11 protein-coding genes are annotated in these 12,704 nt (G+C 65.2%); 4 read left to right on the top strand and 7 right to left on the bottom strand.

Annotated features, from left to right (window positions below; translation table 11 throughout):
- Nucleotides 1-1,289, top strand: a 1,289-nt coding sequence (gene feoB, locus AKL29_RS28910; protein ID WP_244482473.1) for a ferrous iron transporter B, incomplete at its 5' end; no start/stop codon positions are given.
- 125 nt (nucleotides 1,290-1,414) lie between these two features.
- A complete protein-coding gene (locus AKL29_RS28905) occupies nucleotides 1,415-4,162 on the top strand; it encodes a bifunctional acetate--CoA ligase family protein/GNAT family N-acetyltransferase (protein ID WP_050386492.1) in 2,748 nt (915 codons plus the stop codon).
- 28 nt (nucleotides 4,163-4,190) lie between these two features.
- Here the strand turns inward: AKL29_RS28905 and AKL29_RS28900 are convergent, their stop codons facing one another.
- From AKL29_RS28900 to AKL29_RS28880, 5 genes are all read right to left on the bottom strand, one after another.
- Nucleotides 4,191-4,976, bottom strand: coding sequence for a succinate dehydrogenase iron-sulfur subunit (locus AKL29_RS28900; protein WP_028337893.1), 786 nt, complete (start codon nucleotides 4,974-4,976; stop codon nucleotides 4,191-4,193).
- 18 nt (nucleotides 4,977-4,994) lie between these two features.
- Nucleotides 4,995-6,833 (bottom strand): succinate dehydrogenase flavoprotein subunit, encoded by a 1,839-nt coding sequence (gene sdhA / locus AKL29_RS28895; protein WP_028337892.1) that lies wholly within the window; start codon nucleotides 6,831-6,833, stop codon nucleotides 4,995-4,997.
- A 3-nt stretch (nucleotides 6,834-6,836) separates the two neighbouring features.
- Nucleotides 6,837-7,211, bottom strand: a complete 375-nt coding sequence (gene sdhD / locus AKL29_RS28890) for a succinate dehydrogenase, hydrophobic membrane anchor protein (RefSeq protein WP_085964893.1) — start codon at nucleotides 7,209-7,211, stop codon at nucleotides 6,837-6,839.
- 14 nt (nucleotides 7,212-7,225) lie between these two features.
- On the bottom strand, nucleotides 7,226-7,624 hold the full coding sequence (gene sdhC, locus AKL29_RS28885) for a succinate dehydrogenase, cytochrome b556 subunit (protein ID WP_028337891.1): 399 nt from the start codon (nucleotides 7,622-7,624) through the stop codon (nucleotides 7,226-7,228).
- Nucleotides 7,625-7,853: 229 nt separating this feature from the next.
- Entirely contained in the window at nucleotides 7,854-8,756 is a 903-nt protein-coding gene (locus AKL29_RS28880; protein WP_244482477.1) for a LysR family transcriptional regulator, read from the bottom strand.
- A gap of 162 nt (nucleotides 8,757-8,918) precedes the next feature.
- Here AKL29_RS28880 and AKL29_RS28875 point away from each other — a divergent pair, with 162 nt between their 5' ends.
- On the top strand, nucleotides 8,919-9,779 hold the full coding sequence (locus AKL29_RS28875; RefSeq protein WP_050386490.1) for a sulfite exporter TauE/SafE family protein: 861 nt from the start codon (nucleotides 8,919-8,921) through the stop codon (nucleotides 9,777-9,779).
- Here the strand turns inward: AKL29_RS28875 and AKL29_RS41245 are convergent.
- Together AKL29_RS41245 and AKL29_RS28865 are read right to left on the bottom strand one after the other, a co-directional pair.
- A complete protein-coding gene (locus tag AKL29_RS41245; protein WP_050386489.1) occupies nucleotides 9,757-10,281 on the bottom strand; it encodes a DUF3658 domain-containing protein in 525 nt (174 codons plus the stop codon). The genes AKL29_RS28875 and AKL29_RS41245 overlap by 23 nt on opposite strands.
- A 27-nt stretch (nucleotides 10,282-10,308) precedes the next feature.
- Nucleotides 10,309-11,838: a malonate--CoA ligase gene (locus tag AKL29_RS28865; protein WP_050386488.1), complete on the bottom strand. Its 1,530-nt coding sequence runs from the start codon at nucleotides 11,836-11,838 to the stop codon at nucleotides 10,309-10,311.
- Nucleotides 11,839-11,924: 86 nt separating this feature from the next.
- Here AKL29_RS28865 and AKL29_RS28860 point away from each other — a divergent pair, with 86 nt between their 5' ends.
- Nucleotides 11,925-12,686, top strand: a complete 762-nt coding sequence (locus AKL29_RS28860) for an SDR family oxidoreductase (protein ID WP_050386487.1) — start codon at nucleotides 11,925-11,927, stop codon at nucleotides 12,684-12,686.
- Nucleotides 12,687-12,704 lie beyond the last annotated feature (18 nt).

Raw genomic sequence — 12,704 nt, 5'->3', positions numbered from 1 at the left:
AGGCGGACCGCATCATCGCCGCGGCGGTGACGCTGCCGACCAAGCCCGACACGCTGACCAACCGGATCGATTCGGTGGTGCTGCATCCGGTCTGGGGTCTCGTGATCCTGGCGGTGATCTTGTTCGTGATGTTCCAGGCGGTGTTCACCTGGGCGCAGCCCGCGATGGAATTTCTGTCGGACAGCTTCGCCGCGCTCGGGCAGCTGATCCACAATTTGCTGCCCGAAAGCTGGAGCCTGTTGCAGAGCTTCCTGCAGAACGGCGTGATCTCCGGCGTCGGCAGCGTGATCGTGTTCCTGCCGCAGATCATCATCATCTTCCTGTTCATCCTGCTGCTGGAAGATTTCGGTTACATGGCGCGCGCCGCGTTCCTGATGGACCGCATCATGGGCGGCGCTGGGCTGCATGGCCGCGCCTTCATTCCGCTGCTGTCGAGCTTTGCCTGCGCAATTCCCGGCATCATGGCGACGCGCGTCATCGACAACCGCCGCGACCGCCTGACCACGATCCTGATCGCGCCGCTGATGACTTGCTCGGCGCGCATTCCGGTCTACACGCTGATCATCTCCGCCTTCGTTCCGGCGACCACGCTGTGGGGTTTCGTCAACCTGCAGGGGCTCGTGATGTTCGGCCTCTATGCCGCCGGCATCACCAGCGCGCTGACGGTCTCGGCGATCGCGAAATTCTTCCTGTGGCGCGATCATGCGCCGGCGCCGTTCATGCTGGAATTGCCCGACTACAAGATGCCGCGGCTGAAGAGCATCGCGATCGGCGTGTTCACCCGCGCCAAGATGTTCCTGTACCGGGCCGGGACCACGATCCTCTCGATGATGGTGCTGATCTGGTTCCTGGCCTCGTTCCCGCAGGCGCCGGCCGGCGCCGAGGGACCGGCGATCAATTACAGCTTTGCTGCGATGATCGGCCATGCGCTCGAGCCGCTGCTGCGGCCGATCGGCTTCAACTGGCAGATCGCGGTAGCGCTGATCCCGGGCATGGCGGCGCGCGAGGTCGCGGTCGCGGCCCTTGGCACCGTCTATTCGATCGAGGGCGGCAAGGAGGCGGCGGACCAGATCGGCCAGGTGCTGGCGCAGAAATGGACGCTGGCGACCGCGCTGTCGCTGCTGGTCTGGTACATCTTCGCCCCGCAATGCGCCTCGACGCTCGCGGTGATCCGCCGCGAGACCGGCGGCGCGAAGTGGATGGTGGTGACGTTCATCTACATGCTCGCGCTGGCCTATGTCGCGAGCTTCCTGACCTTCAATCTCGCGCAGGCGCTCGGCCTGCATTGATCGGCAACGCAGTTTCATCATCTCTATTCGAAACTGCGACAGGTGCATGCAGCCGGGCGAAGCAGTAGAGTTGGTCGAGGGCGCATGAAGCGGGCGCCTCCGCGTGTTCCCTGCGAGACCCTGCAATGTCGACGTACGGCCTGGAGCGGCTATTTTCGCCTCGAAGCATCGCAATCGTCGGCGGCAGCCCGCGTCCGTCGTCGCTCGGCGCGGCGGTGCTCAGGAACATCAAAGCGAGTGGCTTCACCGGCCGCGTCGGCGTCGTCAATCGGAACTATGCCGACGTCGATGGTGCGCCGACCGTTCCCGACCTGAAGTCGCTGTCGTTCGTTCCGGATCTCGTCGTCATTAGCGCACCGGCGGCGGTTCCGGAGATCGTCGCGGAGGCGGCTTCGGCCGGCGTTGCCGGCGCAGCGATCCTGTCGGCCGGTCTTGGCCATGGCGCGGGCTCGCTCGCGGAGACCGCGGGGCAGACGGCGCGACGGCATGGCATGCGCCTGATCGGGCCGAATTGCCTCGGCGTCATGGTGCCGCGCGCCAAGCTGAATGCGAGCTTCGCCTCGCATCAGCCGTCCGACGGGCACATTGCCCTGATCTCGCAGTCCGGCGCGGTCGCGTCGGCGATGATCGAATGGGCGGCGGAACGGCGGCTCGGCTTCTCCGGCATAGCGTCGATCGGCGACCAGCTCGATGTCGACGTCGCCGACCTCCTGGATTATTTCGCGCTCGACGACCACACCAGCGCGATCCTGATCTACCTCGAAGCGATCAAGGACGCGCGCAAGTTCATGTCGGCGGCGCGCGCCGCGGCGCGGTTGAAGCCGGTCGTCATCGTCAAGTCGGGACGGATGGCGCAGGGCGCCAAGGCCGCCGCGACCCACACCGGCGCGCTGGCCGGCTCCGATGCGGTCTACGACGCCGCATTCCGCCGCGCCGGCATGCTGCGCGTCTACGACCTGCGCCAGCTGTTCGATTGCGCCGAGCTGCTCGGCCGCGGCTTCGTTCCGCGCGGCAACCGGTTGGCGATCCTGACCAATGGCGGCGGGCTCGGCATCCTCGCGACCGACCGGCTGGCCGAGCTCGGCGGCGTTCCGGCGACTTTGACGGCGGAGACCATCGCGCAGCTCGACAAGGTTCTGCCGCCGGGCTGGTCCTGCGCCAATCCGGTCGACATCGCGGGCGATGCCGATGCCGACCGCTACGTGGTGGCGCTCAACGCACTGCTCGATGATGCGAACAGCGACGCGGTGCTGGTCGCGAATGTGGAAACCGCGGTGGCTCCGGCCGAGGGGATTGCCGAGGCGGTGGCGCAATGCGTCCGCGACCGCAGGACGAAGCGGAGTGCGGTCGCCGCACTGGTGCTTGCGGCCTGGGTCGGCGCCGACGAACGCACCGGCGCGATCTTCGAGGCGGCGCGGATTCCGCACTTCCCGACCGAGGACGATGCGGTGCGCGCCTTCATGTATCTGGTGCGCTATCGCGAGGCCTCCACTGCGCTCGCCGCAACCCCGCCGGGCGTCGCATCGGTGTTCACGCCGGAGACGGCGGCGGCGCGGCACGTCGTCGTGAACGCGCTGTCGGAGGGGCGTGCCTGGCTCGATCCGGCCGAGATCGTCGCGCTGTTCGCGGCCTATCATATTCCGATCGTGACGACGCTCGTCGCCGACAGTCCCGAGGACGCTGCCGAGAAGGCGGCACCGTTCCTCGCCGAAGGACATGCGATCGTGGTCAGGGTGTTCTCGCGCGACATCCGGCACGCCTCCGACGTCGGCGGCGTGATCCTCGACCTGCGCACCAAAGACAGCGTCGTTGAAGCTGCACGGACGGTCATGGCGCGGGCACGAAGTGCCCGGCCCGATGCCATCCTGCAAGGCGTGACGATCCAGCCGATGATCGTGCGGCGCGCAGCGCGCGAACTGATCCTCGGCATCGCCGAAGATCCGACCTTCGGTCCGGTGATCGTGTTCGGGCGTGGCGGCCCCGCGGTCGAGGTGATCAACGACAAGGCGCTGGCGCTCCCGCCGCTCGACATGAATCTTGCCCACGAGCTGATCGGGCGCACCCGCGTCTCGCGGCTGCTCGGCGGCTATGGCGATGTGCCGGCGGTCCCGGCCGATGTGGTGCCGCTCACCCTCGTCAAGCTGGCGCAGATGGCGGCCGACATTCCCGAGGTCGCCGAGCTTGACATAAATCCGATGCTGGCGGACGAGAGCGGCGTGCTCGCGCTCGATGCGCGGGTCGCGATCCGCAAACCCACCCGGCTATTTGCCGGCCACACCCGGCTCGCCGTGCGGCCCTATCCGTCGCAATGGGAGGGCGAGCTCGCGCTGCGCGACGGCTCGCGTGTCACGGTGCGTCCGATGCGGCCGGAGGATGAGCCGATGGTCAGCGATTTCTTCACGCGCGTCACTGCCGAAGACCTCAGGCTGCGCTTCTTCCATGCGATGAAGGAATTCTCGCACGCCTTCATCGCGCGCCTGACCCAGCTCGACTATGCGCGCGCGATGGCGTTTGTGGCGCTCGATCCGAACACCGGCGAGATGATGGGTGCGGTCCGGCTGCACTCGGATTCGCTGTACGAGAATGCCGAATACGCGATCCTGCTGCAGTCCGATCTCAAGGGCAAAGGGCTCGGCTGGGCGCTGATGCAGCTCCTGATCCACTATGCGCGGTCGGAGGGCTTGAAGCGCCTGTCCGGCCAGGTGCTGACTGAGAACACCACGATGATCGGGATGTGCCGCGATCTCGGCTTCACCGTGACGATGGATCCGGACGATCACAGCATCGTCGATGTCGTACTCGACCTCGATCGATCCGGCGTCGATGCGGTCGGCGCCGATATCCTGATCCGGCCTGCTGCGGCTGGCCGCTGATACCAGCGCCAGCCGCGGTTGCAACGGATCAGATCTGGCGTTCGACCAGCTTGAACTTGAGTTCGGCGATCGCTTCGGAGGGATTGAGGCCCTTCGGACACGCCTTGGCGCAGTTCATGATGGTGTGGCAGCGATAGAGGCGGAACGGATCCTCGAGATTGTCGAGTCGCTCGCCGGTCGCCTCATCGCGGGAGTCGGTGACCCAACGGTTTGCTTGCAGCAGCGCGGCGGGGCCGAGGAAGCGCTCGCTGTTCCACCAGTAGCTCGGGCACGAGGTCGAGCAGCAGGCGCACAGGATGCACTCGTAGAGACCGTCGAGCTTCTCGCGGTCCTCGTGGCTCTGCCTCCACTCCTTCTGCGGCGTCGGCGTCGTGGTCTTCAGCCACGGCTCGATCGAGGCATACTGGGCATAGAAATTGGTCAGGTCCGGGACCAGGTCCTTCACCACCGGCTGGTGCGGCAGCGGATTGACCTTGACCGCGCCGCCGGCGCCGACGTCGTGCATCGACTTGGTGCAGGCCAGCGTGTTCTGGCCGTCGATGTTCATCGCGCAGGAGCCGCAGACGCCTTCGCGGCAGGAGCGGCGGAAGGTCAACGTCGGGTCGATGTGGTTCTTGATCCAGATCAGGCCGTCCAGCACCATCGGACCGCAATCATTGGTGTCGACATGATAGGTGTCGACGCTCGGATTCTTGCCGTCGTCCGGGTTCCAGCGATACACCCGAAATTCGCGCGTCTCGGTGGCGCCGGCCGGCTTCGGCCAGGTCTTGCCGCCTGAAATCTTCGAATTCTTTGGAAGTGCGAATTCAACCATGCTTGCTCGCCTTCGTTCTCAGTAGACCCGCGCCTTCGGCGGGATGTACTGCACGTCATTGGTCATCGTGTAGCTGTGCACCGGACGGTACTCGATCGCAGTCTTGCCGGCCGGATCGATCCAGGTCAGCGTGTGCTTCATCCAGTCCTTGTCGTTGCGGTCCGGGAAGTCCTCGCGCGCATGCGCGCCGCGGCTTTCGGTGCGGTTCGCCGCCGAATCCATCGTCACGACCGCCTGCACGATCAGATTGTCGAATTCCAGCGTCTCGATCAGATCGGAATTCCACACCAGCGAGCGGTCCGACACCGAGATGTCGCCGACGCCGCCATAGACCTTGTGGATCAGGTTCTGGCCTTCCTGCAGCACGTCGCCGGTGCGGAACACCGCGCAATTGTTCTGCATCACATGCTGCATGCTGTCGCGCAGCTTCGCGGTCGGCGTGCCGCCGGAAGCATGGCGGAAATGATCGAGCCGGCCGAGCGCGAGGTCGGCGGAATCCTTCGGCAGCTCCGGCTGCTTGGCGTTGGCCGTCAGTTTGTCGGCAAGCCGCAGCGCGGCGGCGCGGCCGAACACCACGAGGTCGATCAGCGAGTTGGAGCCGAGGCGGTTGGCGCCATGCACCGAGACGCAGGCCGCTTCGCCGATCGCCATCAGGCCCGGCACCACCGAATTGTCGTCGCCGTTGCGCTTGGTCAGCACCTCGGCGTGATAGTTCGTTGCGATACCGCCCATATTGTAGTGCACGGTCGGCACGATCGGGATCGGCTCGCGGGTGACATCGACATTGGCGAAGATCTTCGCCGATTCGGAGATGCCCGGCAGCCGCTCATGCAGCACCTTCGGATCGAGGTGATCGAGGTGCAGGAAGATGTGGTCCTTCTTCTTGCCGACGCCGCGGCCTTCGCGGATCTCGATCGTCATCGCGCGCGAGACGACGTCGCGCGAGGCGAGGTCCTTAGCCGACGGCGCATAGCGCTCCATGAAGCGCTCGCCCTCGGAGTTGACGAGATAGCCGCCTTCGCCACGGGCGCCTTCGGTGACAAGGCAGCCCGAGCCGTAGATGCCGGTCGGGTGGAACTGGACGAACTCCATGTCCTGCAGCGGCAGTCCGGCGCGCAGCACCATGCCGCCGCCGTCGCCGGTGCAGGTGTGCGCCGAAGTGCAGGAGGCATAGGCGCGGCCATAGCCGCCGGTCGCCAGGATCGTGGTCTGGGCGCGGAAGCGATGCAGCGTGCCGTCATCGAGCTTGAGCGCGATCACGCCGCGGCAGACGCCCTGATCGTCCATGATCAGGTCGATGGCGAAGAACTCGATGAAGAACTCGGCCGAGTGGCGCAGCGACTGGCCGTACATCGTGTGCAGCATGGCGTGGCCGGTGCGGTCGGCGGCGGCGCAGGTGCGCTGCGCCTGGCTCTTGCCGAAGTCGATGGTCATGCCGCCGAAGGGGCGCTGATAGATCTTGCCGTCCTCGGTGCGGGAGAACGGAACGCCCCAATGCTCGAGCTCATAGACCGCGTCGGGCGCGTTGCGCACCATGTATTCGATCGCGTCCTGGTCGCCGAGCCAGTCCGACCCCTTCACGGTGTCGTACATGTGCCAGCGCCAGTCATCCTGATGCATGTTGCCGAGTGAGGCCGAGATGCCGCCCTGCGCCGCCACCGTATGCGAGCGGGTCGGGAACACCTTGGTGATGCAGGCGGTGCGCAGCCCGGCTTCCGAACAGCCGACCACTGCGCGCAGGCCGGCGCCGCCGGCGCCGACCACGACGACGTCGTAGGTATGGTCCTGGATCGGGTAGGCCTTGCCGTTCGTGGCCGGGCCACCGTTGGTGGCCTTGCCGTTTCCTTCACCGGCCATGGATCAAACTCCCGACGACAATTTGAGGATTGCGTAGATCGAGGCCAATGCGACCGCGACGCAGAAGAAGTTGTTCGCCATCACACTGGCGATCTTCAGCTTCTCGTTATGGATGTAGTCCTCGATCACGACCTGCATGCCGATCTTCATGTGCCAGGTGCTGGCGATGATGAAGAGCAGCAGGATGATGGCGATCGGGATCGAGCCGAGGATCTGCGCCGCGCCGGCATGGTTGCGGCCGATCAGCGTGATCACCACAACGATCACGGGAACGATCAGCAGCGTCATCGCAACGGCGGTGAGGCGCTGGCGCCAGAAATCGCCCGTGCCGGTGTGCGCGGAGCCGAGGCCGCGGACGCGCTCCAGCGGCGTGCGCATCGAGGAGGGGCCGCTCATCGTCCACCTCCCACGGCGTAGGCAATGATCCAGACCAAAACGGTCAGCGCGATGCCGGCGACCAGCGCGCCCCAGGTCAGGGCTTCGCGCTCATTGGCCTTGAAGCCGTAGCCGAGGTCCCAGACGAAATGCCGGATGCCGCTGCATAGATGGTGCATCAGCGCCCACGTGTAGCCGAACACGATCAGCTTGCCGATCGCGCTGCCGGTGAAGGCCTGGACGTTGGCGTAAGCTGAGGGGCCGGAAGCGGCGGCGATCAGCCACCAGGCCAGCAGCAGCGTGCCGAAATAGAGAGCCAAACCTGTGGCGCGGTGGACGATGGACAGCGCCATCGTCAGCGTCCACCGGTAGGTCTGCAAATGGGGTGAAAGCGGTCGTTCGATCCTGGCGGTCATCGGCGGGCTTTATGTTGTGAGGGACCGCGGCCGGCCCATCGGGGAACGCGGTAGAGGAGTTCTATTTACGGAGTCGGACCACCCCGCGCAACGGCCAAATAGCCTTCGGTCGAACCGAAGTTCATTGTTAGAGTTGCCGAATTCTGGTTGATCCGCAGTGTGGTATACCAGATGCAAGGTCTGGCGAACCAAGTAGTGAATCAAAATCTTCGTGGATCGATCGGCGCGCTCAGCTGTCCGAAAACGGGTTCCGCAAGGCATCGATTTTACCCCACTGTTCCACCAGATAATCGACAAATGCCCTGATCTTAGGCGATGCGAGGCGTGACGGCTGAAGCATCAGATGCAGCGGCGTCGGCGCCGGCTCGTGGTCGATCAGCAGGCGTGCCAGGCGACCGTCGGCGAGCTCGGACTGCACCTGCCAGGACGGCACGCGGACGATGCCGGCCCCGTCCCGCGCCGCGTTGACCAGCGCGTCGAGGCTATTCATCCAGAGCCGACCGGATATGCGGATTTTGCGACCCGTCTTGCTGCCGTCGGCAAAGCGCCACTCCGCGCTGCCGGGCGAATCGGAAAACACCAGGCAGTCATGCCCGGCAAGATCGTCCGGTGTCCGCGGCGCGCCGCGCCGAGCCAGATAGTCCGGCGACGCGCACACGATCATCTGCAGATCGGTGAGCTTCCGCGCGATCAGCTGCGAGTCGCGCAAGCGGCCGATGCGTATTGCCAGATGGATGTCCTCCTCGACCATGTCGACGGCGCGGTCGACCAGAAGAAGGTCGACGGACAGTGCCGGATAGCGGCGCAGAAACTCGACCAGCAGCGGCGCGATCACGAGCCGACCGATCAGACTCGGCGAGCTGACGCGGATCCGCCCTGATGGCTGATGCGGGTCGCGCGCCAGCGCCGCCTCGATCTCCCTGACCTCGCCGAGGATCGATTTCGCGCGCTCGTAGAGAATGCGCCCGTCGTCGGTCAGCGCGAGCTGGCGGGTGGTGCGCAACAGCAGGCGGGTGCCGAAATGTTCCTCGAGCGCGCTGATCTGCCGGCTCACCGAGGTGAGCGAGCTCGGCAGCGAGCGCGCGGCCGCCGACAGGCTGCCGCTCTCGACCGCGCGGACAAAGGCCGCCATCGCCGCAAGCTGGTCCAAGTCTGATCCTTCCGCATTTCGCAAGAGAGCCTGCTCAAGAGCATAGATACTCCCGAATCCCAAAAGGGGCTACTGCTCACCGCGAACAGTCATGGGACGGCGCCGGAGAACCTGGTGTGGCCCTACATCGATACTGCGAAGGACATGATGGCCGGCCTCGATCCCAAGGAGCTACTCCAGCTTGCGCTGCTGCTGATCGCGGTCGGCGCGCTGTCCGGCTTTCTCGCCGGCCTGTTCGGCATCGGCGGCGGCGCGATCCTGGTGCCGGTGTTCTACGAATGCTTTCGCCTCGCCGGCGTGCCGCTCGAGGTGCGGATGCCGCTGTGTATCGGCACCTCGCTCGCGATCATCATCCCGACATCGCTGAGCTCGTTCCGCGCCCATTATCGTCGCGGCGCGGTCGACATGGAGATCCTGAAGCGCTGGTGGCTGCCGATCGTGATCGGCGTCGCCGCGGGCAGCGTCACCGCGCGCTTTGCGCCGGAGCGGCTGTTCAAGATCGTGTTCGTGATGGTGGCGTGGTCGGCGGCCGCGCGCCTGCTGCTGGCGCGCGAGACCTGGAAGTTCGGCGACGACGTGCCGAAGGGTTTCTTGATGCGCGTCTACGGCTTCTTCGTCGGCCTGCTCTCGACGCTGATGGGCATCGGCGGTGGCCTGTTCGCCAATCTGCTGATGACCTTCTACGGCCGGCCGATCCATCAGGCGGTCGCGACGTCTTCCGCGCTTGCGGTGCTGATCTCGATTCCCGGTGCGCTGGGCTACGTCTATGCCGGCTGGCCCGCCGCCGCGCGCTTTCCCGAGGTCGCCGCGCTGCAACTGCCGTTCGCGCTCGGCTACGTCTCGCTGATCGGCGCGCTGCTGGTGATGCCGACCACGCTCGTCACCGCGCCGCTCGGCGTCAAGGTCGCGCACGCGCTATCGAAGCCGGCGCTGGAGGTGGCGTTCGGGGCCTATCTCTTCATCGTTGGCGGACGGTTCGTGATCAGCCTGCTGGGCGGGCACTGATCGGCTCGTCCTTCAGCCGTACTTCGCTGTGACCCCACCTTCGGAGGTCTCCGATGCCCTCGATCCGATCGGCGTGAGACAGGAATCGCAGGCGTGCTCCGATCATTTCAGGAGCTATCGCCAATTTCAGTTTCTCGCAACCTTCCATCGCGACAGCTATGAGCTTGGCGACCTTTTGCCATTGCGATGTCAGGGCCGACATGATGATGTCGTCGAGCGCAGCTTCCGTAGCGTCGCGGGGAAGACGCACGTCGCTCCACGTGAGTTCGGAGCTCGGAGCAGGTAGTTCTTCGCGCAACTCCAGCTTCATCAGGTCGCGAAACTGCTCGTAGAGTGGCAGCATCACTTGCCATTCCAGCTCGAGTAGGAGGTCATAAAGCGGGCGGTCTAATTCAAGCCGCTCCTTCTTTCCGAGCTCCGCAATTGCGATTCGAGCTTTCCTCATCGCCTCGTGCGCGATGACGAGTTGATCGTTAATCCGGATAGCCTGCTCCCGCTTCATCTATCCCCTCACGACGCTTTTGCGGTTTCATCCCTTCGCGTAGATATCCTTATACGTATCGCGCAAAATATTCTTCTGCACCTTGCCCATTGCGTTGCGCGGCAGTTCGTCGACGACGAAGACGCGCTTCGGCATCTTGAACTTTGCCAGTCGTCCGTCGAGCGCCTTCAGCACCGATGCCTCGCTGACATCGGCGCCCGTGCTGCAGACCAGCACGGCGGTGACGCCTTCGCCGAAATCGGCATGCGGCACGCCGATCACGGCTGACTCGATCACGCCGGGCATGGCATCGATCTCGCTCTCGATCTCCTTCGGGTAAACATTGAAGCCGCCGGAGATCACCAGATCCTTGCCGCGGCCGAGGATGTGGACATAGCCCTTGTCGTCGATCTTGCCGAGGTCGCCGGTGATGAAGAAGCCGTCGGCGCGGAATTCGGCCTTGGTCTTCTCCGGCATCCGCCAGTAGCCCTGGAACACGTTCGGGCCCTTGACCTCGATCATGCCGATGGTTTCTCGCGGAAGCTCCTTGCCGGTCTCGGGATCGGTGACCCGCACCGAGACGCCGGGCAGCGCGAAGCCGACCGCGCCGGGCACGCGGTTGCCGTCATAGGGGTTGCTCGTGTTCATGTTGGTCTCGGTCATGCCGTAGCGCTCGAGCACGGCGTGGCCGGTGCGATCGGACCATTCGCGGTGGGTATCGGCGAGCAGCGGCGCCGAGCCCGAGATGAACAGCCGCATGTGCCTGGTCGCGTCCTTGTTCAGGCCGGGGTTCTGCAGCAGGCGGGTATAGAAGGTCGGCACGCCCATCATCACGGTGGCGCGGGCCATCAGCTTGATGATCACGTCCGGATCGAACTTCGGCAGGAAGATCATCGAGGCGCGCGCGAACAGCGTCACGTTGCTCGCCACGAACAGGCCGTGGGTGTGATAGATCGGCAGCGCGTGGATCAGCACATCCTTGTCGGTGAAGCGCCAGTAGTCGACCAGCGAATACGAGTTCGACGCCAGATTGTCGTGCGAGAGCATCGCGCCCTTGGAGCGGCCGGTGGTGCCCGACGTGTAGAGGATCGCGGCGAGATCGTTGTTGCCGCGCGGCACCGTGGCGAATTCCTTCGCCGCCTTGTCGGCGGCCACGGTCAGCGAGCCCTTGCCGCTGGCATCGAGCGTCTCGACCTTGGCGCCCACCTTGGCGGCGATCGCCTTGATGCCGTCCTGCTTGGAAGGATCGCAGACCACCAGCGCCGGCTCGGCGTCGGTGATGAAGTATTCGAGCTCGTTCAGCGTATAGGCGGTGTTGAGCGGCAGGTAGACGCCGCCGGCGCGCACGGTGGCGAGATACAGCACCAGGGCCGAAACCGACTTCTCGGTCTGCGCCGCGACGCGGTCACCGGGCTTGACGCCGCGCTCAACCAGCACATTCGCCATCTGGCCAGCGCGGGCGATCAAATCGCCATAGGAGATGCGGCTGCCGTCGAGCTGCTCGATCGCGGGCCGGTTGGGGTCGTCGAGGCCGTCGAACAGGCGGGAAAACAGATTGGCGTTGGTGGTCGTGTTCATGCAAACATTCCCCGAGGGGCGAAGGGCCGGAAGATTTCGGCTGGATTAGCAAAAACGCCCTTCGGAAAGCAACGGAGACAGTTTGCATGACAAATAATGGGAAACGCGTGGCTTGGGTCACCGGCGGCGGCACCGGAATCGGCGAATCCGGGGCCGAGTTCCTGGCTGCGGACGGCTGGACCGTGGTGGTCTCCGGCCGCCGCAAGGAAGAGCTCGACCGCGTGGTGGCCAACATCACCAAAAAGGGCGGCAAGGCCGAGGCGATCCCGCTCGATGTCAGCAACAAGACCGACGTCAACAAGGCCGCCGAGGCGATCGTCGGCAGGCACGGCCGCATCGACCTCCTGGTCAACAGCGCCGGCATCAACGTGCCGAAGCGCAGCTGGGCCGACATGGAACTGGAAGGCTGGGACAAGCTCGTCGAGATCAACCTCAACGGCGTGCTCTACTGCATGCGCGCCGTGCTGCCGACGATGCGCAAGCAGAAGGACGGCTGCATCATCAACGTCGCCTCCTGGGCCGGCCGCCACGTCTCGAAGATGCCGGGCCCGGCCTACACCACGACCAAGCACGCGGTGCTGGCGCTGACCCATTCCTTCAACATGGACGAATGCGTCAACGGCCTGCGCGCCTGCTGCCTGTCGCCAGGCGAGGTCGCGACCCCGATCCTGAAGCAGCGGCCGGTGGTGCCGAGCGAAGCCGAGCAGGCCAAGATGCTGCAGCCCGAGGATTGCGGCCGCACCATCGCCTTCGTCGCCAGCATGCCGGCACGGGTCTGCATGAACGAGATCCTGATCAGCCCGACCCACAACCGCGGCTTCATCCAGACGCCGGCGAACCGGGATTAGGCCAAGCTCTCTCAACGG

The sequence above is a fragment of the Bradyrhizobium pachyrhizi genome, assembly GCF_001189245.1.
GTDB lineage: Bacteria > Pseudomonadota > Alphaproteobacteria > Rhizobiales > Xanthobacteraceae > Bradyrhizobium > Bradyrhizobium pachyrhizi.
This window is presented reverse-complemented; position numbering and strand designations above follow the sequence as displayed.

Coding starts and splice junctions, on each gene's coding strand:
- AKL29_RS28880 (WP_244482477.1), bottom strand. CDS start 8,756: ATGGCGGCCTTTGTCCGCGCGGTCGAGAGCGGCAGCCTGTCGGCGGCC.
- AKL29_RS28875 (WP_050386490.1), top strand. CDS start 8,919: ATGATGGCCGGCCTCGATCCCAAGGAGCTACTCCAGCTTGCGCTGCTG.
- AKL29_RS28865 (WP_050386488.1), bottom strand. CDS start 11,838: ATGAACACGACCACCAACGCCAATCTGTTTTCCCGCCTGTTCGACGGC.
- AKL29_RS28900 (WP_028337893.1), bottom strand. CDS start 4,976: ATGGTTGAATTCGCACTTCCAAAGAATTCGAAGATTTCAGGCGGCAAG.
- AKL29_RS41245 (WP_050386489.1), bottom strand. CDS start 10,281: ATGAAGCGGGAGCAGGCTATCCGGATTAACGATCAACTCGTCATCGCG.
- AKL29_RS28905 (WP_050386492.1), top strand. CDS start 1,415: ATGTCGACGTACGGCCTGGAGCGGCTATTTTCGCCTCGAAGCATCGCA.
- AKL29_RS28860 (WP_050386487.1), top strand. CDS start 11,925: ATGACAAATAATGGGAAACGCGTGGCTTGGGTCACCGGCGGCGGCACC.
- sdhA (WP_028337892.1), bottom strand. CDS start 6,833: ATGGCCGGTGAAGGAAACGGCAAGGCCACCAACGGTGGCCCGGCCACG.
- sdhC (WP_028337891.1), bottom strand. CDS start 7,624: ATGACCGCCAGGATCGAACGACCGCTTTCACCCCATTTGCAGACCTAC.
- sdhD (WP_085964893.1), bottom strand. CDS start 7,211: ATGCGCACGCCGCTGGAGCGCGTCCGCGGCCTCGGCTCCGCGCACACC.